At 36.8% G+C, this 23,803-nt stretch carries 25 protein-coding genes and 1 tRNA gene; 19 read left to right on the top strand and 7 right to left on the bottom strand.

Annotation, left to right across the window (positions count from 1 at the left end):
• Positions 1 to 119 precede the first annotated feature (119 nt).
• From tpx to ribB, 9 genes are all read left to right on the top strand, one after another.
• On the top strand, positions 120 to 620 hold the full coding sequence (tpx, locus tag ACY2RU_RS13895; RefSeq protein WP_490139077.1) for a thiol peroxidase: 501 nt from the start codon (positions 120 to 122) through the stop codon (positions 618 to 620).
• The gene (locus ACY2RU_RS13890) at positions 620 to 988 is read left to right on the top strand and encodes a diacylglycerol kinase family protein (protein WP_490139076.1); all 369 of its coding nucleotides are present in this window, start codon (positions 620 to 622) and stop codon (positions 986 to 988) included. The genes tpx and ACY2RU_RS13890 overlap by 1 nt, the downstream gene beginning before the upstream one ends.
• A gap of 36 nt (positions 989 to 1,024) precedes the next feature.
• Positions 1,025 to 1,537: a hypothetical protein gene (locus ACY2RU_RS13885; RefSeq protein ID WP_490139075.1), complete on the top strand. Its 513-nt coding sequence runs from the start codon at positions 1,025 to 1,027 to the stop codon at positions 1,535 to 1,537.
• 20 nt (positions 1,538 to 1,557) lie between these two features.
• Positions 1,558 to 2,007 (top strand): hypothetical protein, encoded by a 450-nt coding sequence (locus ACY2RU_RS13880; protein WP_490139074.1) that lies wholly within the window; start codon positions 1,558 to 1,560, stop codon positions 2,005 to 2,007.
• Between the two features lie 181 nt (positions 2,008 to 2,188).
• A complete protein-coding gene (locus ACY2RU_RS13875; protein WP_490139073.1) occupies positions 2,189 to 3,196 on the top strand; it encodes a hypothetical protein in 1,008 nt (335 codons plus the stop codon).
• Positions 3,197 to 3,280: 84 nt separating this feature from the next.
• A complete protein-coding gene (locus tag ACY2RU_RS13870) occupies positions 3,281 to 5,662 on the top strand; it encodes an FtsK/SpoIIIE family DNA translocase (protein ID WP_490139072.1) in 2,382 nt (793 codons plus the stop codon).
• Positions 5,663 to 5,671: 9 nt separating this feature from the next.
• The gene (lolA1, locus tag ACY2RU_RS13865) at positions 5,672 to 6,313 is read left to right on the top strand and encodes an outer membrane lipoprotein periplasmic chaperone LolA1 (protein ID WP_490139071.1); all 642 of its coding nucleotides are present in this window, start codon (positions 5,672 to 5,674) and stop codon (positions 6,311 to 6,313) included.
• Positions 6,314 to 6,322: 9 nt separating this feature from the next.
• Positions 6,323 to 7,762, top strand: a complete 1,440-nt coding sequence (locus ACY2RU_RS13860) for an LptF/LptG family permease (RefSeq protein ID WP_490139070.1) — start codon at positions 6,323 to 6,325, stop codon at positions 7,760 to 7,762.
• 51 nt (positions 7,763 to 7,813) lie between these two features.
• The gene (ribB, locus tag ACY2RU_RS13855; RefSeq protein ID WP_490139069.1) at positions 7,814 to 8,965 is read left to right on the top strand and encodes a 3,4-dihydroxy-2-butanone-4-phosphate synthase; all 1,152 of its coding nucleotides are present in this window, start codon (positions 7,814 to 7,816) and stop codon (positions 8,963 to 8,965) included.
• On the opposite strand, the gene ACY2RU_RS13850 is transcribed toward ribB, so the two are convergent.
• Positions 8,962 to 10,158 (bottom strand): DegT/DnrJ/EryC1/StrS family aminotransferase, encoded by a 1,197-nt coding sequence (locus ACY2RU_RS13850; RefSeq protein WP_490139068.1) that lies wholly within the window; start codon positions 10,156 to 10,158, stop codon positions 8,962 to 8,964. The genes ribB and ACY2RU_RS13850 overlap by 4 nt on opposite strands.
• Positions 10,159 to 10,375: 217 nt before the next feature.
• On the opposite strand from ACY2RU_RS13850, the gene ACY2RU_RS13845 reads away from it, so the two are divergent.
• Positions 10,376 to 11,290, top strand: coding sequence for a DnaJ C-terminal domain-containing protein (locus tag ACY2RU_RS13845; protein WP_490139067.1), 915 nt, complete (start codon positions 10,376 to 10,378; stop codon positions 11,288 to 11,290).
• Positions 11,287 to 11,586 carry a chaperone modulator CbpM gene (locus ACY2RU_RS13840; RefSeq protein WP_490139066.1) on the top strand — a complete coding sequence of 100 codons (300 nt, stop codon included), beginning with the start codon at positions 11,287 to 11,289 and terminating at the stop codon, positions 11,584 to 11,586. Before ACY2RU_RS13845 ends, ACY2RU_RS13840 begins: the two co-directional genes overlap by 4 nt.
• 5 nt (positions 11,587 to 11,591) lie before the next feature.
• On the opposite strand, the gene ACY2RU_RS13835 is transcribed toward ACY2RU_RS13840, so the two are convergent.
• A complete protein-coding gene (locus ACY2RU_RS13835; RefSeq protein ID WP_490139065.1) occupies positions 11,592 to 12,227 on the bottom strand; it encodes a nitroreductase family protein in 636 nt (211 codons plus the stop codon).
• A 94-nt stretch (positions 12,228 to 12,321) separates the two neighbouring features.
• Here ACY2RU_RS13835 and ACY2RU_RS13830 point away from each other — a divergent pair, with 94 nt between their 5' ends.
• Both ACY2RU_RS13830 and ACY2RU_RS13825 read left to right on the top strand, forming a co-directional pair.
• A complete protein-coding gene (locus ACY2RU_RS13830) occupies positions 12,322 to 12,711 on the top strand; it encodes an acyl-CoA thioesterase (RefSeq protein ID WP_490139064.1) in 390 nt (129 codons plus the stop codon).
• Positions 12,712 to 12,770: 59 nt separating this feature from the next.
• Positions 12,771 to 12,855: transfer RNA gene (locus tag ACY2RU_RS13825), tRNA-Ser, on the top strand.
• 115 nt (positions 12,856 to 12,970) lie between these two features.
• On the opposite strand, the gene ACY2RU_RS13820 is transcribed toward ACY2RU_RS13825, so the two are convergent.
• The 5 genes from ACY2RU_RS13820 to ACY2RU_RS13800 form a co-directional block, all read right to left on the bottom strand.
• Positions 12,971 to 13,264, bottom strand: coding sequence for a phosphoribosylpyrophosphate synthetase (locus tag ACY2RU_RS13820; protein ID WP_490139063.1), 294 nt, complete (start codon positions 13,262 to 13,264; stop codon positions 12,971 to 12,973).
• Between the two features lie 218 nt (positions 13,265 to 13,482).
• On the bottom strand, positions 13,483 to 15,435 hold the full coding sequence (locus ACY2RU_RS13815) for a heavy metal translocating P-type ATPase (RefSeq protein ID WP_490139062.1): 1,953 nt from the start codon (positions 15,433 to 15,435) through the stop codon (positions 13,483 to 13,485).
• Between the two features lie 41 nt (positions 15,436 to 15,476).
• Positions 15,477 to 15,848, bottom strand: coding sequence for a DUF3703 domain-containing protein (locus ACY2RU_RS13810; RefSeq protein ID WP_490139061.1), 372 nt, complete (start codon positions 15,846 to 15,848; stop codon positions 15,477 to 15,479).
• A gap of 54 nt (positions 15,849 to 15,902) precedes the next feature.
• Complete coding sequence (locus ACY2RU_RS13805; RefSeq protein WP_490139060.1) at positions 15,903 to 16,316, bottom strand: Fur family transcriptional regulator; 414 nt, start codon at positions 16,314 to 16,316, stop codon at positions 15,903 to 15,905.
• 364 nt (positions 16,317 to 16,680) lie between these two features.
• On the bottom strand, positions 16,681 to 16,983 hold the full coding sequence (locus ACY2RU_RS13800; RefSeq protein WP_490139059.1) for a DUF6660 family protein: 303 nt from the start codon (positions 16,981 to 16,983) through the stop codon (positions 16,681 to 16,683).
• A gap of 185 nt (positions 16,984 to 17,168) precedes the next feature.
• On the opposite strand from ACY2RU_RS13800, the gene ACY2RU_RS13795 reads away from it, so the two are divergent.
• From ACY2RU_RS13795 to ACY2RU_RS13770, 6 genes are all read left to right on the top strand, one after another.
• The gene (locus ACY2RU_RS13795; RefSeq protein ID WP_490139058.1) at positions 17,169 to 18,122 is read left to right on the top strand and encodes a DUF6600 domain-containing protein; all 954 of its coding nucleotides are present in this window, start codon (positions 17,169 to 17,171) and stop codon (positions 18,120 to 18,122) included.
• Between the two features lie 118 nt (positions 18,123 to 18,240).
• Positions 18,241 to 19,008: an RNA polymerase sigma factor gene (locus ACY2RU_RS13790; RefSeq protein WP_490139057.1), complete on the top strand. Its 768-nt coding sequence runs from the start codon at positions 18,241 to 18,243 to the stop codon at positions 19,006 to 19,008.
• 295 nt (positions 19,009 to 19,303) lie between these two features.
• Positions 19,304 to 20,917, top strand: coding sequence for a T9SS type A sorting domain-containing protein (locus ACY2RU_RS13785; protein ID WP_490139056.1), 1,614 nt, complete (start codon positions 19,304 to 19,306; stop codon positions 20,915 to 20,917).
• A 104-nt stretch (positions 20,918 to 21,021) separates the two neighbouring features.
• Positions 21,022 to 21,633 (top strand): TetR/AcrR family transcriptional regulator, encoded by a 612-nt coding sequence (locus tag ACY2RU_RS13780; RefSeq protein ID WP_490139055.1) that lies wholly within the window; start codon positions 21,022 to 21,024, stop codon positions 21,631 to 21,633.
• Between the two features lie 4 nt (positions 21,634 to 21,637).
• On the top strand, positions 21,638 to 22,888 hold the full coding sequence (locus ACY2RU_RS13775; protein WP_490139054.1) for a TolC family protein: 1,251 nt from the start codon (positions 21,638 to 21,640) through the stop codon (positions 22,886 to 22,888).
• Positions 22,889 to 22,898: 10 nt separating this feature from the next.
• Positions 22,899 to 23,801, top strand: a complete 903-nt coding sequence (locus tag ACY2RU_RS13770; RefSeq protein WP_490139053.1) for an HlyD family secretion protein — start codon at positions 22,899 to 22,901, stop codon at positions 23,799 to 23,801.
• Positions 23,802 to 23,803 lie beyond the last annotated feature (2 nt).

The following is a 23,803-nucleotide window of genomic DNA, read 5'->3' as shown; positions in this document are numbered from 1 at the left end:
AAAGTTTAGATTTAGTTTTAGTTTAGAAGACCCGTTCGTAACAGAACGGGTTTTTTAATGCATTATCTGAAAACTTGTAACTTAGTTTCGTAATTTTATAACCAAACTAAAAATTAACCATGGCACATATCACCCTAGGTGGAAATCCTGCAGAAACCAACGGAAATCTTCCCAAAACTCATACAAAAGCACCTTCATTTAAATTAACAGCAAATGATCTTTCCACTAAATCGCTATCAGATTATTCGGGAAAACGGAAAATCTTAAACATTTTTCCCAGTGTAGATACAGGAGTTTGCGCTGCATCAGCTCGTAAGTTTAACGAAGAAGCTTCTAAACTTGACAACACACAAGTACTCTGTATCTCTAGAGATCTTCCATTTGCACAGGCGCGTTTTTGTGCTGCCGAAGGGCTTGAAAATGTAGAAATGTTGTCAGATTTTAAACAGAATAGCTTCGGAAATGACTACGGAATTGCCATAACGGAAGGAGCCTTTACGGGTCTACACGCTCGTGCAGTAGTGGTTTTAAATGAAAATGACGAAATAATCTATACCGAACTTGTACCCGAAATTAGTCAGGAGCCAAATTATGCTTCGGCTTTAAATGCTTTGAAGTAATGTGGAACTCTTTTTTAGGAAAGCGCCTTATGGGTTGCAAATATGCTGTAGTAGGTGCTATAAAACTACTTCAAAATGAAGCGAGCATTCAAGTTCAGGCCGTTATTGCCATTTTAATTACTGTTGCTGGGTTCTATTTTGATATTTCCAACACCGAATGGATGATGCAGATCTTTGCCATTGGTTTGGTGATGAGTATAGAAGGCCTTAATACAGCCGCCGAAGAAATTGCAAACTTTGTACATCCCGATTTTCACACCAAAATTGGTTATATAAAGGATGTTGCAGCGGGTGCCGTATTTTTTGCTGCCCTAGCTGCCATAGCGGTCGCTTGTTTTATTTACCTTCCTAAATTGGGTATTATATAATCACCTCGAACGCAAGAGGTTTATCTACTATGATCTATGAAAGCATACCTGCTTATAGTATTTATTTCTTTTTCAATCTTTTCTTGTAAAGAAAAGCAACCGCAAGCTTTTAATAAAGATGGTGTATCCTTTATATGCCCGGAGGATTGGAAAATAACGGACGAGGAAAATTTTGACGACCTTGGGTATTATGTCTCTATCGAAAAAAATGGTTTCGACGCCAGTGGTTTAGCGATTTTCGTCTGGATCAAAGATAGTTTAGATCTTGATGAACATATCATTGAAAATCAAATAGCCTTAAATGAAGATGAAGTTTATAAAAATACAAATTTGACGTTCGAGCCGCTAAAACACAATACTTATAACGGACGCCCTTCTCGATCTTCTCATTATACTTTCAATACAATGGGTATAAAACACCAGGGAACAATGCAGGCTTTTTATGGAGCAAACAGGACGTATTATGTACTTCAACAAGGGGCATTTGAGGATTTAAAGGAAAATAACACAGGTTTTGTTACCTTAGAAACCAGTTTTGAAGAACAATAGACCAACTTAATACGCGCACTATGAAAAAAATAGCCTTACTTCTGGTTTGCTTGATGCTCTCTGGTTGTTCCTATCTCACAGAGTTTTTCATTTATAATAGTACGCTAGAACCCATTTATGTTTCTTATCAGTTTAAGTATCTATGGCACTCAGACGCATTTATTAGCGCTGCTGAAATAAAAAGTTTTAAATCCTTTACCAAAATTAAAGAGGTTGAAGACCAATCGGCATTACGCATTGACAGTATAAGTAAAACCGTTTCCTGTATATTAAAACCAAATGAGGCCCTTTGGATTGGAGCCGATACTAACTTTAGCTTAAAAAACGAATACGATGCCGAAAAACTACGTGCCAATCTTAAATTACTAGAGATTGAGGCCTCTAATCATATTTTCTCCTACGATTCACTTACCGTTCTTCAAAAATTTCAAACTTTCGACTTGAATCATGTGGGCATTTCAGTAGAATAGCGAATGCTATTTTAAATAAAAACCTTGCCGTATTCTTCCGCAGTTCTAAAGAGAGATCAAACACAACCCACAACACAACAGCTTGTCTTATAGTTGTTTATATCTATTTACTTTTGTATTTTCGGAATAACTAACCAAGACTTTTTGGATTAAAATATGCCTTAAGTGTTATTTCTATTTTATGAAAACAATACTCAAACCCGCACGCATTGCCTTCTATTTTTTAATGTTACTTGTTTTTTTTGCCATCGGACTCTACTTCGCGCAATATATTGAAGCTGGCAAAGGTCAAGGACTAGCCGGTGGCGCCATTGTATTGGCCTATGGTGTTGTTTTTGGTGGAATCGCCTTCGTGGCATCTTTTTTTCTTGCCAATATAATACCACATCAAACCTTAAAACGCTCTAACTGGATCTTACTCATGCTCCTTCTAGCCGCTTGGGGCTATAAATGGTATGAACTTCAAGAACGCGATAGATTGCAAAAGGAACGAAATGCACCTTATCAGTCTAAAACCACCGAACCTATATCAACACATCAAGAAAACTACTCACAACCCCTTGCTTTAGCAAACCAAACTTCGCGTTTATTCCTAGCTAAAAATAGTATCCCATTACAGCAAACCGATGAACAAAGTCTCGGGTATTTTAGTCCGAACTTCTTTAATAATCCTACCCTCTATTGCTACGGAAACATCAACCTCGAAAAAAGTTTAATGGATCACCTTCCTACAGACAGCATCACTTTTAAACGCAATCAATTCGATCAATTCGAAATAGCCACGGCCCCTCCTTGGCTGGTTCCAGAGATACAAAAACTAGATTACAATATGCTTTATTTTAAACTTATTGGCATTTCCGAAGATTTTGCAATCATTGTTGGAAATAGTAAAACCGGACAAAAAGTATATGTAGATCGGCATGCGGGAAAAGTGATTTATTGGCCCGATTTTTTACTAACAATCAATTCAGTTGAGTTTCTACCAAATTCAAAGGAGAAAGTTCACATAAAACCAATAACAGCAAGTAGTAACGTTAATGTTGATTATAATTTTATGCGGGTTTTAGCGGTACAGCAAGATTGGGCGCACGTACTTCTTTTAGATGATAATTTTGAAAAGAAAGGTAGTGGCTGGATTCAATGGAAACGTGATGGAAAGCTACTCATTCAATACAATTTATTGAGCTAAGACAAAATAGGCGGTTTTTAAAAATTTTATGTAGATTGAAGCGTTAACAATTTGTACTTTTGTTCAACGACATCTTAACCTTACATGGCCAAAGCAAAGAAAAAACCTACCAAAAAACCAAAAGCACCTCGTAAGCCCATTACGCTAGCGCTGTCTAAACAACAAAAAATAATACTCGGAAGCTTTTTATTCCTTTTAGGGCTGGCTCTTTTATTTTCTTTTGCCTCCTATTTTTTTACATGGCAAGCAGACCAAAGCGAAATAGGATTGATAACCAACCGAGAGGCACCCACCAAAAACTGGCTCAATAAGTTTGGCAGTAACGTGGGTCATTTCTTTATTTATGACGGCTTCGGTATTGCTGCCTTTGCATTGGCTGGTCTCATAACGTTGACCGGTATCTATTTCTTTTTTGATTATACAAAGACACAACTCAAGCGCTTTTGGTTTTGGGGTATTTTATTGATGATCTGGCTTGCTGTTTTCTTCGGATTTTTTACCGAAAAAAACGCCTTACTTAGTGGTGTAATTGGTTTTGAGATCAATGATCTTTTACAAGATTATCTCGGACTCATAGGAGCAATTCTTGTGATGGCTTTTTTAGCGATCATATATTTAGTGGTGCGTTTAAAGGTAACGCCCGAACGTGTAAGTGCTGCTTTTAAAAGAACAAAGGCTGAAGTTGCATCCGATTTTACTTCGGAAACTGCTACGTCTTCGGTTTCTGATGTTTCTTCGGAAGAAAATATCCAAACTAAAAAACCAGTCCAAGAGCAAGTTACATTTGAAGAACCAATGCTCAAAACGATCATTTCCGAAGAGATCGCTTCCGAAGTAATCATAAATCCTTCAGAAAAAATTGTTTTACAATCTTCTGAAGATGATGTTGCTATGGAAGTAGAAGCTGCGGCCGAAGAAGTACCACAGACCGTAAGCGAAAAACTCGTTGAAGATTTTGGTGAGTTTGATCCAACGCTCGAACTGAGTAATTACAAGTTTCCTACCATCGATTTGCTAAAAGATTATACCAAAGGACAAGGCATTACGATCAATCAAGAAGAGCTTGAAGAAAATAAAAACCGAATTGTAGAAACCCTCAATAATTATAAAATTGGGATCGCTAATATTAAAGCTACTGTGGGTCCAACGGTTACGCTTTATGAGATCGTGCCAGAAGCTGGTGTTCGTATTTCGAAGATCAAGAACTTGGAAGATGACATTGCACTATCACTATCGGCATTAGGTATCAGGATCATCGCTCCTATTCCGGGGCGTGGAACCATTGGGATTGAAGTACCAAATAAAAACCCGAAGATCGTATCAATGCGCTCTGCAATTGCTTCGCCTAAATTTCAAAATGCCGAAATGGAACTACCGCTAACGCTTGGTAAAACCATTAGCAATGAAACTTTTGTAGTAGATCTCGCGAAGATGCCACACCTGCTCATGGCTGGTGCCACCGGACAAGGGAAATCGGTTGGTCTCAACGCAATCCTTACTTCCCTACTTTATAAAAAACACCCCGCAGAGGTGAAATTTATTCTGGTTGACCCGAAAAAAGTAGAATTAACGCTCTTCAACAAAATTGAACGTCATTATTTGGCGAAACTTCCTGACACCGAAGAAGCGATCATTACCGACACCACCAAGGTAATTCATACACTCAATTCACTTTGTATTGAAATGGATGCCCGTTATGACCTGCTGAAAGACGCCATGGTGCGAAACATTAAAGAGTATAACGTAAAGTTTAAATCGAGAAAGCTTAATCCAAACGACGGACACCGTTATTTACCGTATATCGTACTTGTAATTGACGAATTTGCCGATTTGATCATGACAGCAGGGAAAGAAGTAGAAACACCTATTGCTCGTTTAGCTCAATTGGCAAGAGCTATTGGAATTCACTTAATAGTTGCAACACAAAGACCGTCGGTAAATGTAATTACCGGTATCATAAAAGCGAACTTCCCGGCACGTATTGCATTTAGGGTAACCAGTAAGATCGATTCACGTACTATTTTAGACAATAGTGGTGCCGATCAATTGATAGGTCGGGGTGACATGCTGTACACACAAGGAAACGATTTAACCCGAGTACAATGTGCTTTTGTTGATACGCCCGAAGTTGCTGATATCACTGACTTTATTGGTTCTCAAAAGGCATATCCCGATGCGTATTTATTACCTGAATACGCTGGTGAAGAAGGTGGCACAAATCTTGATAATAACATCTCAGAACGGGATGCATTATTCCGCGATGCTGCAGAAGTTTTAGTGATTGCACAACAAGGCTCGGCTTCCTTGTTACAACGAAAACTAAAACTAGGCTATAACAGAGCAGGAAGGATCATTGATCAATTAGAAGCTGCTGGTGTTGTAGGACCTTTTGAAGGTAGCAAAGCAAGACAAGTACTCGTTCCAACAATTGAAGCATTAAACCAACTTTTAGACAACGAACAATAAGCAAACATCATGAAAAAAGTAATTTTAGTTTTAGTAGCAATATGTGCCTTCGGATTTACTCAGGCTCAGGATGCGAAGTCACTCCTTAAGGAAGTTTCTACTAAAGTACGGAGCTATGATAATATTGCGATCGACTTTAAATACAATTTAAACAATGCCAAAGAAGGTGTTAATCAAGATACACGAGGCGATGTAACGCTTTCGGGTGATAAATATGTTTTAAATATGCTTGGAACTACACGTATGTTTGATGGAAAGAATATTTACACCATTGTACCAGAAGATGAAGAAGTAACTATTTCTGCTTACAATCCTGCAGATGATAAGGAAATTACCCCCTCTAAGATGCTTACTTTTTATGAAAAAGGATATACCTATAAAATGGATATCGTACAGGATGTAAAAGGTCGTAAGATCCAGTTTGTTAAGCTTTCGCCTATCGACAGTAGAGCAGAGATCAAAAATATTCTTCTAGGTATCGACGCACAGACCAAGCATATCTACAAGTTAATACAAACAGACGCTAAGGGTACTAAGTATACCTTAACAGTAAATTCTTTTAAAACGAATCAACCTGTTTCAAAAACCTTGTTTACCTTTGATGAAGCCAAATATGAAAAAGATGGCTATTATATCAATAAGTTGGATTAATCTCCAGAGGTGAAAATATTAGACCGGTACATATTAACTGCATTTGTGAAGACGTTTTTAAGCGTCTTCATTATTTTATTGATGATTTTTGTATTGCAGGGTATCTGGCTCTACATTAGTGAATTGGCGGGTAAAGACCTAGACCTTCCTATCATTTTAAAATTTTTATGGTTTTATTCACCAAAGATCGTTCCTTTGGTTCTACCGCTTAGTATTCTTGTGACATCTCTGATGGTCTTCGGAAATTTCTCTGAAAATTATGAATTTGCCGCTATGAAGTCTACTGGGATCTCGCTTCAACGTGCTATGCGAAGCTTGATGGTCTTTATTCTTTTACTAAGTATCACTGCCTTCTTTTTTGCAAACAATGTAATTCCGTATTCAGAGTATAAATGGCAGAATCTTCGTCGGAATATCGCACAGGTGAGTCCGTCGATGGTTATTGCTGAAGGGCAGTTTACCGAGATCGGCGATGCCTTTAACATTAAAGTAGCTGAAAAAAGCGGTGATCGTGATCAATTCCTAAAAGACGTGGTCATTCATAAAAAAAATCCAGAAAAACCAAACGGAAACTATACAGTGATGCTGGCCGATAACGGCGAACTTGTTAGCGCTGAAGGCAGTAATACCTTGTCGCTTATTTTAAGGGACGGTAATTATTACGAAGATATCTGGATCAAAGATGTACGGAAAAGAAATAGAAAACCTTTTGCTAAAAGTGCATTTGAAGAATACATTATCAATATTGATCTTACAGAGCTCAATAATACGGATATGGAGAAGGATAATGATTTCAACAACCAAAACATGTATAAAATTAGTGAGTTGGTGGTTGAAATTGATTCGCTTTCCTACAAATTATCTAAAGACATTACCACCTTTGCAGACAATATGTATTATCGTAGCGGCATGTCTAAATTTCAGGAGAATGCCTCCCAAAAAAAGAAGGCACCTGAAGCAGACACTATAACCTCAGTTTTACAAATTTTTGAGCCTGAAAGGCAAAGTGAGATCGCTAACTTGGCGCTTAACAATGTTCGGGGTACGCTACAATCGATAAAATCTAAAAAACAAGACTTCCTTAAAAAGACAAAAAATCTAAATAAACATAAAATAGCGCTTCAGGAAAAGTATGTTCTTGCGGTGGCTTGTATTATTTTATTCTTTGTGGGTGCTCCCCTTGGAGCGATCATTCGCAAAGGTGGTATGGGACTACCAATGGTAATTGCCATATTGCTATTTCTAACGTATCACTTTATAGGCATCTTTGCAAAAAACAGTTCCGAAGATGGTACCCTCCACCCTTTTATTGCCACTTGGTTCAGTACCTTTATTATGCTACCATTGGGTGTCTGGCTTACATATCGCGCAACCACAGATCAAGGTATCTTTGATATTGATTCTTTTACACAGCGATTTACAAGACTTTTTAAGAAGAAGGACAGCTAGATTATTCTGAATTCTACACAATCCGTATCTTTGCACTATAAATTTTTCACTATGATCACCACTCAAAATCAAACTGTCATTAAGCTAGATACAATTCACGAAGCTATTGAAGATATAAAGCAGGGCAAGGTTATTATTGTCGTTGATGATCAGGATAGAGAAAATGAAGGTGATTTTGTTGCTGCTGCGGAAATGATCACACCTGAGATCATCAATTTTATGGCTACACATGGCCGAGGTCTAATTTGTACTCCTTTGACCGAATCACGCTGCAAGGAACTCAATTTACAGATGATGGTAGGTAATAATACCGATCCAATGGAAACAGCCTTTACTATTTCGGTTGATCTAAAAGGTAATGGTGTAACCACTGGTATTTCGGCTGCAGACAGGGCAAAAACAATTCATGCCTTGGTTTCTTCAGAAACAAAACCGCATGATCTAAGTAGACCGGGTCATATTTTTCCGCTAAAGGCTAAAGATGGCGGAGTGCTGCGTAGAACAGGGCACACAGAGGCTGCTATAGATTTTGCAAGACTAGCTGGGCTACAACCCGCTGGTGCTATTGTCGAGATCATGAACGAAGACGGAACCATGGCGCGCTTGCCACATTTGGCAGAAGTTGCTAAAAAGTTTGATTTGAAACTTGTCTCTATTGAAGATTTAGTGGCCTATCGTATGGAGCATGATTCTTTGATCGAAAAAATGGAAGACTTTACAATGAACACTAAGTTTGGTGAATTTCGTTTACGAGCCTATAAACAAACCACCAACGACCAGGTTCATATTGCGCTTACTAAAGGCTTTTGGAAGGAAAACGAAGCTGTTATGGTTAGAATGAACTCTACCTTAGTAAACAACGATATTTTAGGAACTCTCACCAATAATGCCGATAAAAAGCTAGACGATATGTTTCGCGTGATCTCTTCGGAAGGGAAAGGTGCTATTGTGTTTATCAATCAAGAGAGCCAGTCGCTCAATCTACTTCACCGTTTAAAAGAACTGAAAACTAATCAAAAACCAAACGAGGTAGCAAAAGCACCACGCATTGAAATGGACACCAAAGACTTCGGGATTGGGGCTCAGATTCTTCATGATCTTGGGATCCATAAAATTCGTTTAATAAGTAATAGCGATCACACAGAAAAGCGGGTGGGCATGATAGGTTACGGCTTGGAGATTATAGAATATGTAAGTTATTAAACTAGCGTTTCTCGTATTATTTGTTGGATCTTTCTTGCACGGCTCTCTACTTCAGATTTCGCCCATCCTATTTTGATCAACATTGAAACAGTTCTTCCCATCCACGCATCACTTTGTGAAAAGTTGGTTGCATTAAGGTCCTGCATGTTTTCTTTTACTTCGGAAGGAAGCTTCGCCAATGATTTCAGATTCCGAAGGTGCTCCCAACCGTTAATGTAGTGCCAATTATTGGTATACCAATAAAAACAAGCGTCAATCCCACCTTGGCTTAAGGCTGCATGTGCCTTTTTCGCTTTCTCTTCCGAAGGAAGAAAAATACTTAAAAACGAATAATTCTCTACACCTCCGTCTGGTACCCTGCGAAAGGTAACACCATCAACCTCCGAAAGTGCCTCCCGAAGAATCGTATAATTTTCACATTGTTTATTTAAAATTCCATCTAATTTCCCAAGCTGCGCAATGCCTACCGCTGCATGCAATTCAGAAATACGGAAATTATATCCCAAGGTTGGATGTGTCTCCGCACCGCGATCATGACCAATATGGTCATGCCCATGATCCTGATATTGATCGGAATTAATTTTATATTTCTCATTATTGGTGATGATCCCTCCTCCTTCACCACAAGTAATGGTTTTTACAAAGTCGAATGAAAAACATCCCAAATCGCCATAGCTTCCTAGTGGTTTTCCTTCAAAAGTACCGCCAATAGCCTGACAAGCATCTTCAAGGAGTAACAGATCATGTTTCTCACAAATGGCTTTTAAAGCCCTAAGATCTGCCATAGACCCACACATATGCACTGGCATAATACAACGTGTCTTAGGCGTTATTGCTGCTTCTACAGCAGCTGGATCAAGCGTAAGCGTATCGTCAATATCTACCAAAACGGGTATGGCTCCAAGCATCATGATAGATTCAAAGCTGGCAACAAAAGTAAATGTTGGCATGATCACCTCGTCTCCTGCCCCAACACCCGCCGCAGCCAAAGCAACAGTTAGTGCAGATGTACCACTTGATACTAATTGACAATGAGCAGCTTGCATGCGTTCGGCAAAAGCAATTTCAAATTCTTTGGCTTTCCAATGTCCATTTCGCATACCGTCGAAACCGTAACGCATTAAGACGCCACTTTCTAAAACATCGTTCACTTGTTTTCGCTCTTCAGCACCAAAAACTTCAAATCCAGGCATAATTTATCAATCTAAATGAATAAGTCGTAAATATACTAGAAGCCCCCAAATGCTGAAAGTCAATAGCCGTACTTTTTTCAGTATAATCAAATTAAAGTATCACACTATGCGTTTAACATTTTGAAGATTATTTACTAACTTCAATGCATAAATGTGACTAAAATCATAGCTGCGTTTATGCATACTGTGTAATTTTACGGTTGGTAGAAATTTATTTATGGAATACATCGATTATTATAAAGTTTTAGGATTAGACAAAAAAGCTAGTACGGCTGATATCAAAAAGGCCTATCGGAAGTTAGCACGGAAATATCACCCCGATGTGAATCCGAATGACCCCAAATCTGAACAAAAGTTTAAAGAAATAAACGAGGCAAACGAAGTACTTAGTAATCCAGAAAATCGGAAGAAATACGACGAATTCGGAAAAGATTGGAAACATGCTGATGAAATAAAAAAGGCACAAAAAGAGCAACAACAATATCAACGGTCTTATCAAACACAAGGCGGAGGATATGAAAATGCTCAAGGTGGCGATTTTTCAGATTTTTTTGAATCTATGTTCAATAGACAAGGGGGCTCCAAGGGCGGAAGTCCATTTGGTCGGCAAGTAAAATATAAGGGACAAGATTACAACGCCGAACTGCAATTGAATTTGAAGGATGTGTATACAACACATAAACGGACCATTACCGTTAATGACAAAAACATTCGGTTAACGATTCCGGCAGGCGTTGAAAATGGACAGGTAATCAAGATTAAAGGGCACGGCGGACCTGGAGTTCAAGGAGGCCCAAAGGGAGATTTGTACATCACTTTTTCGATTCTCAACAATACCAATTTCCGAAGAGATAAAAATGATCTCTATAAAACGGAGGTTTTAGACCTTTATACCATGATTCTTGGCGGTGAAACAACTGTAGAAACATTTGACGGAAAGGTTAAACTCAAGATTAAGTCTGGGACACAACCAGGAACAAAAGTGAAATTAAAAGGCAAAGGATTCCCTATTTATAAAAAAGAAGGAAGCAATGGTGATCTTTATGTTACCTACGATGTAAAATTACCCACCACACTTTCCGAAAAAGAAAAAGAATTGTTCAACGAGCTTTCAAAATTGCGATCATCATGAAAACAACCCAATATATAGCCGTCACAGAGGTTTCCAAAATTTATAATGTAGAAATTTCCTTTCTTTCAACTTTAAAAGAAATGGGACTTATTGAATGTATTTTAGTTTCACAAACAGAATGTATTCACACAGAGGCAATTCACGATGTGGAGAAAATGATCAGGATGCATCAAGATCTTTCGGTAAATCCTGAAGGTATCGATATCATCTTTAATTTGTTGGCAAAAGTAGATCAGATGGATCGTGAACTAAAAAGATTACATAACAGAATACAATTTCACGAAAATCCTAAGTAAAATAATTATAGCTCCATTATTACTTGAGAGGTTCCGCGCCGCACTTTTTTAAGAGTTGCGTGCAGATCATCTGCAGCTCTATGGCCAACTGGAAGGACTAACACAGATTGTAATCCTTTTTCTTTTAAACCTAAGAATTCATCATACTTTTTTGGCTCAAAGCCTTCAATTGGGCACGCATCTATATCCTCTAACGCGCAAACCGTGAGCAAATTACCGAGTGCCAAATACGCTTGCTTCGTCATCCAATTTAGAATTTGATCTTGTGGTTTTGCTGAAAATTCTTCGATCAAAAATTGCTCAAAAGGTTCTAAAATATGACGCGGTGTATTTCGTGTTTGCTCAACATCATTGAAATATCGCTTGATATATGCTGCATCTAAATTGGTTTCAATACACAAGATTAATACATGCGAAGCATCATTTACTTGTTGTTGTTGCATGGTCATAGGAACCAATTGCTTTTTGATCTCCGAATCACTTATAATTACCATCTTTAACGGTTGTAAACCGTATGAGGTTGCTGTTAGATTAAATGCCTCTTTAAGGATTTCTAGTTTTTCTTCTGAAAGTTTTTTTGAAGCATCAAACTTTTTAGTAGCATAACGCCATTGTAGTTTTTCTATGATATTAGTAGCCATATTGGAGTATCTTTGTAACGCAAAAATAGGAATAGACAGCTGTTTTTATTGCACAAACTCATACTTTATTCCTATTGAATAAAAGGCAACTACTATGACCCAACTGGAAGAACGAAAAGATAAAAGTGAAACCCGAATTTTTAAAGCCGTGTTTCCAAATACTACAAATCATTACGATACTTTGTTTGGTGGAACCACATTACATATGATGGACGAAGCTTCGTTTATTTGTGCAACGCGTTTCAGTAGAAAAAAAGTAGTGACGGTTTCAACAGAGCGTATTGACTTTACAAAGCCAATTCCACAGGGCACTATTATAGAATTAATTGCCCGTGTAAACACTGTAGGTCGCACTAGCTGTGTGGTTAAGGTAGATATTTTTATGGAAGATATGTACAATGAAAAGCGTGATAAAGTTGTGACTGGTTACTTTACATACGTCGCAATTGGTGAGGATAAAAAGCCGATTCCAATTTTAGATTAGTTTTTCTTCAAAATTCTTTTCAGAAACAGAAAAAGGGTAGTATATTTGCCCTCGCTAATGGAGAAATGGCAGAGTGGTCGAATGCGGCAGTCTTGAAAACTGTTGAGGGTCACACCTCCGGGGGTTCGAATCCCTCTTTCTCCGCAAAAGGAAACCTACAACGAAAGTTGTGGGTTTTTTTGTTTTCTGCGAAAATGCAAAATTCACTTCAGCTGTAGAGCGGGAAAACAAGAAACTAAACACAAGAAGTGAGCTACTCTTATCTTAATTTTTTTCGCATTGCTTCTGAAATGTTATGGGCATATACGCCGTAGGCATCTACCAAAAGACCTTTAATCCCTTTTTTTGAAGAAATAGCGTAGAGTACACTATTATCATCTGTACTACTCATTCCTTCAAATCGATACATCTTATCAACATCAAAATCTTCAGGATGTAATTTGAGTTTTAAGGCATTGCTTTCAAGATGTTCGGCCTTCAAATTAAAGTCTACGCTATACCCTTTTGCCTGTAAATAAGCCATAGTTTCTGAAAGTGTATCGAATGATTTCATAGGTTGTTATTTTAAATTGAGCGTTTGGTCAAGTTAATAATAAATTGAACCATTTCTTCTTTTCTGAATATATATTAAGTAGCATTCCGAAGAATACTCAATTATAAAACAATTGGCTTAGAATCATTTGCAATCTAGTTAATGAGTGAGACGAGCATTCGGTTTCTTTTTTTACTTTCAACATACAGATTGTGATATGACCGTATTATACCTTTTACTTATTCCCAATTCATTCGTTGCAATCTAACAGCATTCAAGATGGCCAGCAATGCAACGCCTACATCAGCAAATACAGCTTCCCACATACTCGCTAAACCTCCGGCTCCCAAAATTAATACAACCAATTTAACACCAAAGGCTAATGCAATATTTTGCCAAACAATTTTTCGAGTTGACCGACCTATTTTAATAGCTCTTACTACCTTTGAAGGCTGGTCTGTTTGAATGATCACATCTGCAGTTTCAATGGCAACATCGCTTCCTAAACCTCCCATTGCAATACCAACATGACTTGCGGCTAGTACAGGCGCATCATTTATACCATCACCAATAAACGCTATTTTATTATCAGGATTTTGCTTTAAGATTTCAACCTCATTTAATTTGTCTTCAGGTAATAATCCTCCTTTGGCTATTTTAATGTTTAATTCGGCTGCCACTTTTTGAGTAATCGAGTCCTTATCGCCAGATAGCATGATTAAATTCTTAATCCCTAATTTGCGTAATGCTGTAATAGTCTCTTTTGCATCTTCCTTTAATTCATCAGCAATTACAACATAACCCACGAATAGATCAGCTATCGCCATCAGTACAATAGATTCTACGATAGTTTCGGTCTCCTCTAATACTTGTATGTTATTTGCAGTCATTAAGGCTTTATTACCTACTAATACCTTTTTACCATTTACAGTACCTTTTAGGCCCTTTCCAGCAATTTCAGATACGTCTGAAGCCTTATAATCAGATCCTTCAGCTTTATACGCTAAGACAGCTTTCGCAATAGGATGTGTGGAATTTTCTTCCATAGCCATGAGATACATCATAAATTCTTTCTCTCCCCAATTGACAGCCTTGATCTTTGTGATCTTAAAAACACCCTTGGTAACCGTCCCCGTTTTATCCATGACCAACGTATTTATTTTGGTCATTGCATCTAGAAAAGAAGCGCCTTTGAATAAGATTCCATTCTTAGAAGCTGCACCCAAACCACCAAAATAACCTAACGGAATAGAGATCACTAAAGCACAAGGGCACGATATTACTAAAAAGATCAAGGCACGATAGAGCCAATCCCTAAAAACATAGTCGGCTACAAAAAAATAAGGCAACAAAGTGACACCAATAGCTAAAAAAACGACTATGGGCGTATAGACTCGCGCAAACTGCCTAATAAATAATTCGGTTTTTGATTTACGTGCCGTTGCGTTTTGAACTAGATCTAAAATTCTTGCAATAGAACTGTCTTGATATGCTTTTGTGACTTCTACTTCTATTACGTTTTCTAAATTTATACTACCGGCAAAAACGTTTGTTCCTTTTATAATTGTATCTGGTTTGCTTTCACCAGTTAAAGCAGCAGTATTTAACGAGGCTTTTTCAGAAATGAGAATACCATCTAAAGGAATTTTTTCTCCTACTAGTATCTGAATCTTCGCTCCTATCGTAACTGTTTCAGGTTGGACGCTTATTACTTCCCCATTTCTTAAAACATTTGCTTCTTTCGGACGCACGTCTAAAAGCGCTTTTATATTTCCCTTTGCTTTACTCACTGCAGCATCTTGGAATAACTCGCCCACTGCATAAAATAGCATTACCGCAACCGCCTCTGGATATTCACCAATTCCGAATGCTCCTACCGTTGCAATAGACATCAAGAAAAATTCAGTAAAAACCTCACCTTTTTGAATACTTTTCCAACCGTCTTTGAGAACTGGAAATCCCACAGGTAGATAGGCTATAATGTACCAAGCTAGGCGTAACCAATCTTTAAAAAAAGACACTTCAAAATAATCTAAAGCAATACCTATGGCAAGCGGTAAAAAACTTGCAATTGCTGGGATATAGATCTTAAGCCCCTTATAATTTCCTCCGTGGTGATGACCATCAGTATGATTGTGATCTGCTTCAGAAGCCGACTTAAGATCTCTCAATTTTAATTTTTTCTTTTTCATAGTGTAATTAAATAGGGCTTTTCGAACTGAATTAATCGCTATTATTCTCTATTGTATTTTTTTAACACGTAGTCTAAATCGCTTGAAATAGGGAACCTAGCCAATGCAGCTACATTCGCGCCGCCTGTATTGCCAATCGGCACCCGATCAATAAAAGATTTCCAACCGCCAAAAACCAATCGTATGAGTTGCCCAAATACTTCTTTGGGATTCCGCGCTTTTAAACCTAATTGCAACATTAGATAATGCACCTTGCTATGCTCAAAAGGATAAGATTGCCCTAAAACATGTGCGCGCTCTAGATGGAACCAAGCGCCTGTAAGATTTCCCTTTTTTAGTTCCACCCTATAACAAGCCAACTCGTCTAAAAAATGCTTTTTTAAGCCTTTCGGACAAACTACATTAACACGCATTCAATGAATTTTATTCAAAACTATTCAATTAACACATGCAATGGAAGTGCAATATTAGCTGCTACATTTATCACAAATTCCCTTTACGACCAAATTGACATTTTCTGATATAAAACCTTCTGGAACCTTTATCTGTGGAATCTTATGTTCCGTTAAACAGATGGTTTCATTACAATTGTTACAGTGAAAATGTAAATGAAGATCGGTTTCAATCTCACATCTACAGCCTGCTTCGCATAAAGCGTATTTCGTAATTCCAGTTCCGTCATCAATTTGATGAACAATCGCTTTTTCTTCAAACCTTTTTATCGTTCTATATAAGGTTGTTCGATCGGCTTTTTCAAAAGCATTTTCAATATCACTCAAAGTGACCGCGACTTGTTTCTCAACGAGAAACTTATAGATCAGCAATCGCATGGCCGTTACCCTTATATTTTTCGATTCAAAAAGTTGTTCCATGTTTAGCATAATTAATTTGAATTTTCTGTCTCGCTTTTCTTTTTCTCTGCAATCAAATAACAAGTATTGTTATAATCAAAAATTGCCTTTAGTTCCATTTTCTTCGGAAATTGTGCCGAGCCCGATTATCATCTTCAGCTCCTAATACTACTTCATTGGGTTCAAAACTCCAATCTTTATTATCTCTTTCTACCGGAAAAAACATAAAAATGATCTCCTTTTTTTGAAATTTGCTGAGCGCAACGCTGAAATTGACTTATTAATTCAGTAAAACTTCTCGATTTAAATCATCACGTAAAAAATCACAATTATTAGAATTGAAGATCCTTTTGGGTTCAAAAATGGGTATAGCCATCCTTAAAATTTATATGAATTATACTTGAGGGGGTTGTAAAATAGAACTATTAAAGTCTTTTTCTAAACCGTTAACATATAAAAAAAACCGTGTAGAAATATCACTTGAATACGAAGTTATATCCATTTGATCAAAATAGGTAGCATAAATATGACAACATTGACATTGACAGAAAGGGGAACACAGATCTATTTCGAGATCATCATCTAAATGCTGCATTATTTCAGTGACAATATCATCGCCACCCACCTCATTATCTTCACAAGGTGAGAAATTAAGCACCAGAAAATAAACTGAAAACACGACTGATATTAGTTTCATTGTAACAAATATACAATTATAAGAATGCAATGGTTGTGCAAATTGCCACTTCAATATTATGTTGAAAAGTGTCTTTTCATTGAATCCTAAGAGCATCCTTAGCCGAAGTTTTTAAGGGAAATCAAAGCAACTGATATATATCATTTCAGAAAGCGACAGGAGGGTTTATCTTTAAATACCGTTTAATGATAAAATCTAAAAAAATGAAATCTTTGTTCAATTTAAAAGTACTATTAATAGGTCTATTTCTATTTTTAGGTACAACTGCCACGAATACCTTAGTGGCCCAACAAGTGGTTACTACGATAACCTATCAACATTTCTATGATGGATTATCTCCACATGGTATTTGGATTGATTATCCGGGTTATGGTCATGTTTGGCATCCTTCAGTAGATGGTAACTTTAGACCTTATTTTACAAATGGATATTGGGATTACTCCTATGATGGATGGATTTGGGTCTCTAATTACGAATGGGGCTGGGCTCCATTTCATTATGGACGTTGGCTCTATGACGATCTTTATGGATGGTTATGGATTCCTGGGTACGAATGGTCTCCCGCTTGGGTTATTTGGGGAGATGTTGATGAATTTTATGCATGGGCTCCTTTAATGCCTAGTGTGAACGTAGTGGTATGGTATGGTACTTGGCGGCCAACCCCTATTTACTGGAATGTTGTTAAACGAATCTACATTTATGATCGAGACATAAGCAATCGAGGAAGAAGTAATTTAGATAATGCCTTTGTTGGACGTATAAGAATAGATAATCACCACGCTACAACAAGCTATCACAATCATTACTATGCCAGAGGACCCGAACTAAATGAGGTACAAAGATATGTTCCAAGAAAAATTGTACCTGTGACGATAAGAGATGTAAAAAGAAATGCTCCTTCAGTACGCGATGGAAATGACCTAAAAGTATACCGTCCGAGAATTCAAACGCTCGAACCAAGAACCTATAGAAGTATTGAAAGTATTAATCACAATCCGGTTCGACCTAATGTAGACAGAACCAAAACTGATAGAACCCAGCAAACAAGAAACGTTGAGAGACTTCCAGTTAGAAGGTCGCCAACAAATACATCAAGAACTAAAACAATAAGTACTAAGAAAAGGGGAAATAATGAGTAAGCTTTACGAGTGAATTATGATAAGTTGGTTTGATTAATAGAGCTGACCAAAATCATAGTATCGCTCCTAACATAATTGCACCTTTACACCCTTAATTTAAATCCATAATCTGAAGCAAATGAAAAAGACCGCCGCATATCATCAGCAAAAACAAATTCGCATCGTTGTAGAAAATTCGTTTCTAGACTTAGTAGAATTTAAAAAGAAAGGCGATAAAGAATCTTTCAATCAACAACTTTTAAAGATACTCCCTGAAGTAAAAAATTATATAAACGAACGCTTAGCTACTGCCATTAAAAAAGGCCATTTTTCTAAAGGAAAATACAAGGCCGATGATTTTATAGATCAACTCTTTATTGAAGTTTATGATCATATCGATCAACTTGATAATGAAAAGGATTTCTACTTATGGTTGTTTAAAAAGACCAATGAATTGCTTGATGATACTATCGTAGAAGAAGAATTTGACGATTATTTCTTTAAAAATATTGATGACTACTCAAAACCTGAATGGGATGCGATGGAAGAGAAATATAGCACCGACGGAGATGGCGATCTGTTGATGATTGAGGAGTTAGATGACAGCTCATACAATCACAATGACTATACCTTAAATCATGTTTTTATTGAAAATGACGAAAAGGAGATGACCAAAAAAATCGACGCCGACTTAAGTGAAGAAGCGGTTAGTCGACATATAAACTTGGTCTTACAAAATCTACCTTCAGCAATGCGCGAGGTATTTAACTTATTTACTCGCCAGCAGTTTACTTTGGAAGAAATTGGAGCTATTAGAAAGAGTACCGCTAAAGAGGCTGAAAAGCTTTTAAAAGATGCCCGAAAAGCACTTCAGGTAAGTCTTTTTAATAGATACTCCACAAACTGAAAGTACTGTTAAGTTGTAGGATAAGCAATAAAGAATCTATAGTTACCAAAGAGCGCATATATTGTATTATTAATTGACTTGCTCTTTTTACGTCACAAATAAGGTGCTTCAACCCTATTCTTCTTAAAAGGAAATCTATTTTTCTGGATTTCCTTTTTAAGAGGTTAGACGCATATTTTTAATTTCTCATAACAGAAATAGCTATTTCAAACTGTTAAAAAAACAGCTGTTGTGTAACAACCGTTACACTTGATGATTTTATTTACTCATAAATTTGACTATCAAAATTTAAATTATGACGAAAAAATATCTAGTTTTTATACTAACCATATTTACAGCTGTAAGTCTGTTTGCACAAGAACAATTTACTGTTCAAATTGAACCCTTAGTTATTGAAGATGCACCTAATGTTCATTCGTACTCTTGGGGAGTAACTACAGATGGCAAATGGGTCATTTTAGGTGGAAGAATTGATGGTTTGCATCGGCGACAACCCTTTGCGGCTTTCTTAGAAAGTGACAACAATAAAAATGTTTATGTGGTTGATCCCACAACTAATCAATCGTGGAACACATCCATTAGTGTTTTACCAACCCCTTTATTTGAACAATTACAATCTACAAATCAAGAATTTTATCAACGAGAGAACACCTTATACGTTATTGGAGGTTATGGTTATAGCGCTACACAGAACGACCATATTACATATGATAATCTAACTGCTATTGATATTGATGGATTAGCCAATGCCGTCATGACTAATTCGAGTATCGATCCGTTTTTTAGACAAATTACCGATCCTAATCTTGCAGTTACTGGTGGGCAATTGGGCATGTTAAACGACGTCTTCTACTTGTGCGGCGGACAATATTTTGAAGGAAGATATAACCCTATGGGACCTAACAGCGGACCAGGATTTATTCAGAATTATACGGATGAGATCAGGTCATTTCAAATTAATGATGATGGTACAAATTTATCAATAGCCAACTATTCAGCGCAACACGACACCAATAATTTGCATAGACGAGATTATAATATGGTGTCACAGATTTTTCCTGACGGAACTGAAGGGCTCACCATGTTTAGCGGTGTTTTTCAACATAACGTCAATTTGCCTTGGTTAAACACTGTGGATGTTAAAACAACAGGGTACACAGTAAATAATGTCTTCAATCAATATTTAAGTCAGTATCACAGCGCCACGATGCCCGTATATGATAGCGCAAACAATATCATGCATACCTTCTTTTTTGGGGGTATCAGTCAATACACTTTAGACGCAAACAATAATCTAGTACAAGACAACAACGTTCCGTTCGTAAAAACGATCAGTAAAGTTTCAAGATTCAGTGATGGTGCAATGACCGAAAGCAGTTTAAATATAGAAATGCCTGCTTTTTTAGGTTCTGGAGCAGAATTTATTCCCTTAAATACTAGTCAGAATTATTTAACAGATCAAATCGTTGATCTCAATAATCTTGAAGATGAACTTACGCTTGTTGGCTACATTTTCGGAGGTATTGAAAGTTCTCAAGAAAACATTTTCTTTATTAATAATGGAACACAAAGTAATGCAAGTAACCTAGCTTTTAAAGTATACATCGATAAATCGGTATTGAGCGTAAATGAAGTAGTGTTAAATTCTACGAACATATACAATTTAAAAGTCTATCCAAATCCTTCAAAAGATGGTATCTTTTTGGTTGACGTTTTTATTCCAAATACAGAAAAAACCGCAATCGAAATTTACGATGTTTTAGGAAAAAGAATTTGGTCCATGGAATTTGAAAAAGCAATTGGCTTACAAACGATTCCTATTGACTTAGCAAAACTGGCCAGTGGTGAATACATCTTAGTCTTTAAAAATGACGGAAATAGTATAAAAAAAGCCATTCTAAAGCTCTAAATTTTCATACGTCGATGGCTAGTGTTAAAGTTTGATTTATTGAATAAATCGGATACCAATAATACGTATATTTGTTAACCAAACGGTTAAACCTATTAGTTAGAATGAAAAAAGAAAAGGAAGCCACTACCGAGCAACAGATATTAGATGCTGCCAAATCGGTATTTCAAAGTAAAGGAATGGATGGCGCACGCATGCAAGAAATTGCCAATGAAGCTGGGATTAACAAGGCCATGCTTCATTACTATTACAGAAATAAACAACTACTTTTTGAAGCAGTTTTTAAACAGGCATTTTCATTGTTAGCTCCACAACTTAACGACATTCTTAACGATGATTCTTCGATAGAAGATAAGATCAAAAGCTTTACTGTTAATTACACTTCGTTTATGATGAAGCATCCATATTTGCCTAATTTCATCATTCAAGAACTAAATAGAAATGAAGACTTTATTTTAAAGTTAAAAAAAAATACAGGGTTTCCCAATCTTCAAAAATTTAAGAAGCAAGTAGATTCTGAAATCGATAATGGAATAATACTACCTATTGAGGCAGATCAATTATTCGTGAATATTATCGCTCTCAATATTTTTCCCTTCCTAGGAAAACCATTGATCAAAGCATTTACCGATAAAGATGAAAAGGCGTATAATGACTTCGTTGAAAGCCGTAAATCTGAAGTTGCAAATTTTATTATCAACTCTATAAAACGCTGATAAAATGAAACGATTCATCATTATTGTAGTATTACTATTTTCAGCTTCTGCCATCGCACAAAATTCTATAAGCCTGCAGAAATGTTATGATTTTGCGATCGTAAATTATCCTTTAGCCAAACAATCACATCTACTAGATTCTCAGAATCAACTAGAACGTGAAGTTATTTCAACCTCAAAGCTACCACAGCTAAATTTAGATGCCCAAGCTACATATCAATCGGATGTCATTGAGATCCCCATTCCTAATTCTGCGATTGAACCGCTTAATAAAGATCAATATCGGGTAACCGTTTCAGCAACACAACTCATCTACGATGGCGGCGTCCGAAACGCCACTCTAAACTCAAAATTGGCACAACTAAAAACGAATCAAAAGCAGGTTGAAATTAATCTCTATCAGTTAAAACAAAAGATCAATCAACTTTACTTTTCTATTTTATTGTCTCAGGAAACTACCTCTTTGCTTAAAACCAAAGAAGCACAGCTACAAGCTAAACTAAAGGAAGTGGCATCTGGAATTAAATACGGAGTGCTTTTACCCACTTCCAGTGACATATTAAAAGCTGAAATGCTGAAACTAGATCAGCAACTTTTGGAAATTGACAGCAATAGATCTGTTCTCATCGAAACACTTTCCAGAATCATTGATAAACCTTTAGACGCCTCAACCAAATTTTCTAATTCACTAGTAGAAACAAATATAAGATCAGAATTAAAGCGTCCGGAACTAGAATTATTTCAATTAAAAAAGGAAGAGATAGAACAGAATGAATCATTAATCGCGAAAAAAAACAGTCCAAAACTTCTTGGTTTTGCTACTGGAGGATATGGAAATCCGGGACTAAATATGCTAGACAATTCATTTCAACCTTTTTATATCGTAGGAGTCAAAATAAATTGGAATGTTTTTGATTGGAATGCTAACAAAAAACAACGCGAATCACTGTCCATTGGCAAAGATCTCGTCGATTCAGAAACGGAAACATTCAAACTCAACACCAATATTGAACTTAATCAACAGCTAAAGGAAATAGAAAAGATAAAAGCATTTATTGTTTCCGATCAAGAAATCATTGCACTTCGTAAAGATATCCTCCTGTCTGCCGATTCACAGTTAAAGAACGGTATCATTACATCATCGGCCTATATCACAGAGCTTACCAATCTGTACGAAGATGAAAATACTTTGGTAAAACATAAAATTCAGTTACAACTCGCAAGAGCCAATTATAATATCATTCAAGGACACTAACTTTTAACAGATGAAAAACTCCAAGTATATTCTTAGTATCAGTATCCTAGCCACAAGTTTGTTTTCCTGTAGTTATTCTAACGGAAAAGCAGATGGCTATGGAAATTTTGAAGCAACAGAGATCATTATTTCCGCGGAAAACAACGGAAAATTAATGCAGTTTGATGTTAATGAAGGAGATATCCTTAAAAAAGACCAGCTTATTGGTTATATCGATACAATTCCATTAACGCTAAAACGCGAGCAGCTAAAGGTTGCAAAAGATGTGATCAGCTCAAAATCGAGAGGTGTTCTTTCGCAAATTAAGGTGTTAAACGCCAGAATAAACACAGCCCTCACGAACAAAACCCGAACAGAAAATTTAATTAAAGACAACGCAGGCACCCAAAAACAACTCGATGATATTCTGGGTGAGATCAATGTGCTCAATAATCAAGTAAAAAGCGTAGAAATTCAAAATGCCCCAGTTGTGAACGAGCTTAAATCTATTGATGTGCAGCTTAAACAAATTGATGATCAAATTCAGAAAAGTAAAATTATAAACCCTTTAAACGGAACGGTTCTCACTAAATATGCAGAGCCAAATGAGATAACTGCTTTTGGCAAACCACTATATAAAATTGCAGATTTAGCCACCATGCAGCTGCGTGTTTATATCAGCGAAACCCAGTTGGTTAATTTGACGATCGGTCAAGAAGTAACGGTAAAAATTGATGATGAAGAGGAAATGAGATCATATGTGGGTACGGTTCGTTGGATTGCTTCGGAAGCAGAATTCACTCCAAAAATTATTCAAACAAAGGAAGAACGCGTTGCTTTAGTATATGCGGTCAAAATAGACGTGATCAATGACGGAAGTATAAAAATTGGAATGCCCGCCGAGTTATGGCTCAAAAATGAAAACAATCTTTAATT

The organism is Ulvibacter sp. 2305UL32-6 (assembly GCF_058148545.1).
Note: the sequence above shows the minus strand (reverse complement) of the source record. Positions and strands in the feature narration are given on the sequence as shown.

Coding starts and splice junctions, on each gene's coding strand:
- tpx (WP_490139077.1), top strand. CDS start 120: ATGGCACATATCACCCTAGGTGGAAATCCTGCAGAAACCAACGGAAAT.
- ACY2RU_RS13890 (WP_490139076.1), top strand. CDS start 620: ATGTGGAACTCTTTTTTAGGAAAGCGCCTTATGGGTTGCAAATATGCT.
- ACY2RU_RS13885 (WP_490139075.1), top strand. CDS start 1,025: ATGAAAGCATACCTGCTTATAGTATTTATTTCTTTTTCAATCTTTTCT.
- ACY2RU_RS13880 (WP_490139074.1), top strand. CDS start 1,558: ATGAAAAAAATAGCCTTACTTCTGGTTTGCTTGATGCTCTCTGGTTGT.
- ACY2RU_RS13875 (WP_490139073.1), top strand. CDS start 2,189: ATGAAAACAATACTCAAACCCGCACGCATTGCCTTCTATTTTTTAATG.
- ACY2RU_RS13870 (WP_490139072.1), top strand. CDS start 3,281: ATGGCCAAAGCAAAGAAAAAACCTACCAAAAAACCAAAAGCACCTCGT.
- lolA1 (WP_490139071.1), top strand. CDS start 5,672: ATGAAAAAAGTAATTTTAGTTTTAGTAGCAATATGTGCCTTCGGATTT.
- ribB (WP_490139069.1), top strand. CDS start 7,814: ATGATCACCACTCAAAATCAAACTGTCATTAAGCTAGATACAATTCAC.
- ACY2RU_RS13850 (WP_490139068.1), bottom strand. CDS start 10,158: ATGCCTGGATTTGAAGTTTTTGGTGCTGAAGAGCGAAAACAAGTGAAC.
- ACY2RU_RS13845 (WP_490139067.1), top strand. CDS start 10,376: ATGGAATACATCGATTATTATAAAGTTTTAGGATTAGACAAAAAAGCT.
- ACY2RU_RS13840 (WP_490139066.1), top strand. CDS start 11,287: ATGAAAACAACCCAATATATAGCCGTCACAGAGGTTTCCAAAATTTAT.
- ACY2RU_RS13835 (WP_490139065.1), bottom strand. CDS start 12,227: ATGGCTACTAATATCATAGAAAAACTACAATGGCGTTATGCTACTAAA.
- ACY2RU_RS13830 (WP_490139064.1), top strand. CDS start 12,322: ATGACCCAACTGGAAGAACGAAAAGATAAAAGTGAAACCCGAATTTTT.
- ACY2RU_RS13820 (WP_490139063.1), bottom strand. CDS start 13,264: ATGAAATCATTCGATACACTTTCAGAAACTATGGCTTATTTACAGGCA.
- ACY2RU_RS13815 (WP_490139062.1), bottom strand. CDS start 15,435: ATGAAAAAGAAAAAATTAAAATTGAGAGATCTTAAGTCGGCTTCTGAA.
- ACY2RU_RS13810 (WP_490139061.1), bottom strand. CDS start 15,848: ATGCGTGTTAATGTAGTTTGTCCGAAAGGCTTAAAAAAGCATTTTTTA.
- ACY2RU_RS13805 (WP_490139060.1), bottom strand. CDS start 16,316: ATGCTAAACATGGAACAACTTTTTGAATCGAAAAATATAAGGGTAACG.
- ACY2RU_RS13800 (WP_490139059.1), bottom strand. CDS start 16,983: ATGAAACTAATATCAGTCGTGTTTTCAGTTTATTTTCTGGTGCTTAAT.
- ACY2RU_RS13795 (WP_490139058.1), top strand. CDS start 17,169: ATGATAAAATCTAAAAAAATGAAATCTTTGTTCAATTTAAAAGTACTA.
- ACY2RU_RS13790 (WP_490139057.1), top strand. CDS start 18,241: ATGAAAAAGACCGCCGCATATCATCAGCAAAAACAAATTCGCATCGTT.
- ACY2RU_RS13785 (WP_490139056.1), top strand. CDS start 19,304: ATGACGAAAAAATATCTAGTTTTTATACTAACCATATTTACAGCTGTA.
- ACY2RU_RS13780 (WP_490139055.1), top strand. CDS start 21,022: ATGAAAAAAGAAAAGGAAGCCACTACCGAGCAACAGATATTAGATGCT.
- ACY2RU_RS13775 (WP_490139054.1), top strand. CDS start 21,638: ATGAAACGATTCATCATTATTGTAGTATTACTATTTTCAGCTTCTGCC.
- ACY2RU_RS13770 (WP_490139053.1), top strand. CDS start 22,899: ATGAAAAACTCCAAGTATATTCTTAGTATCAGTATCCTAGCCACAAGT.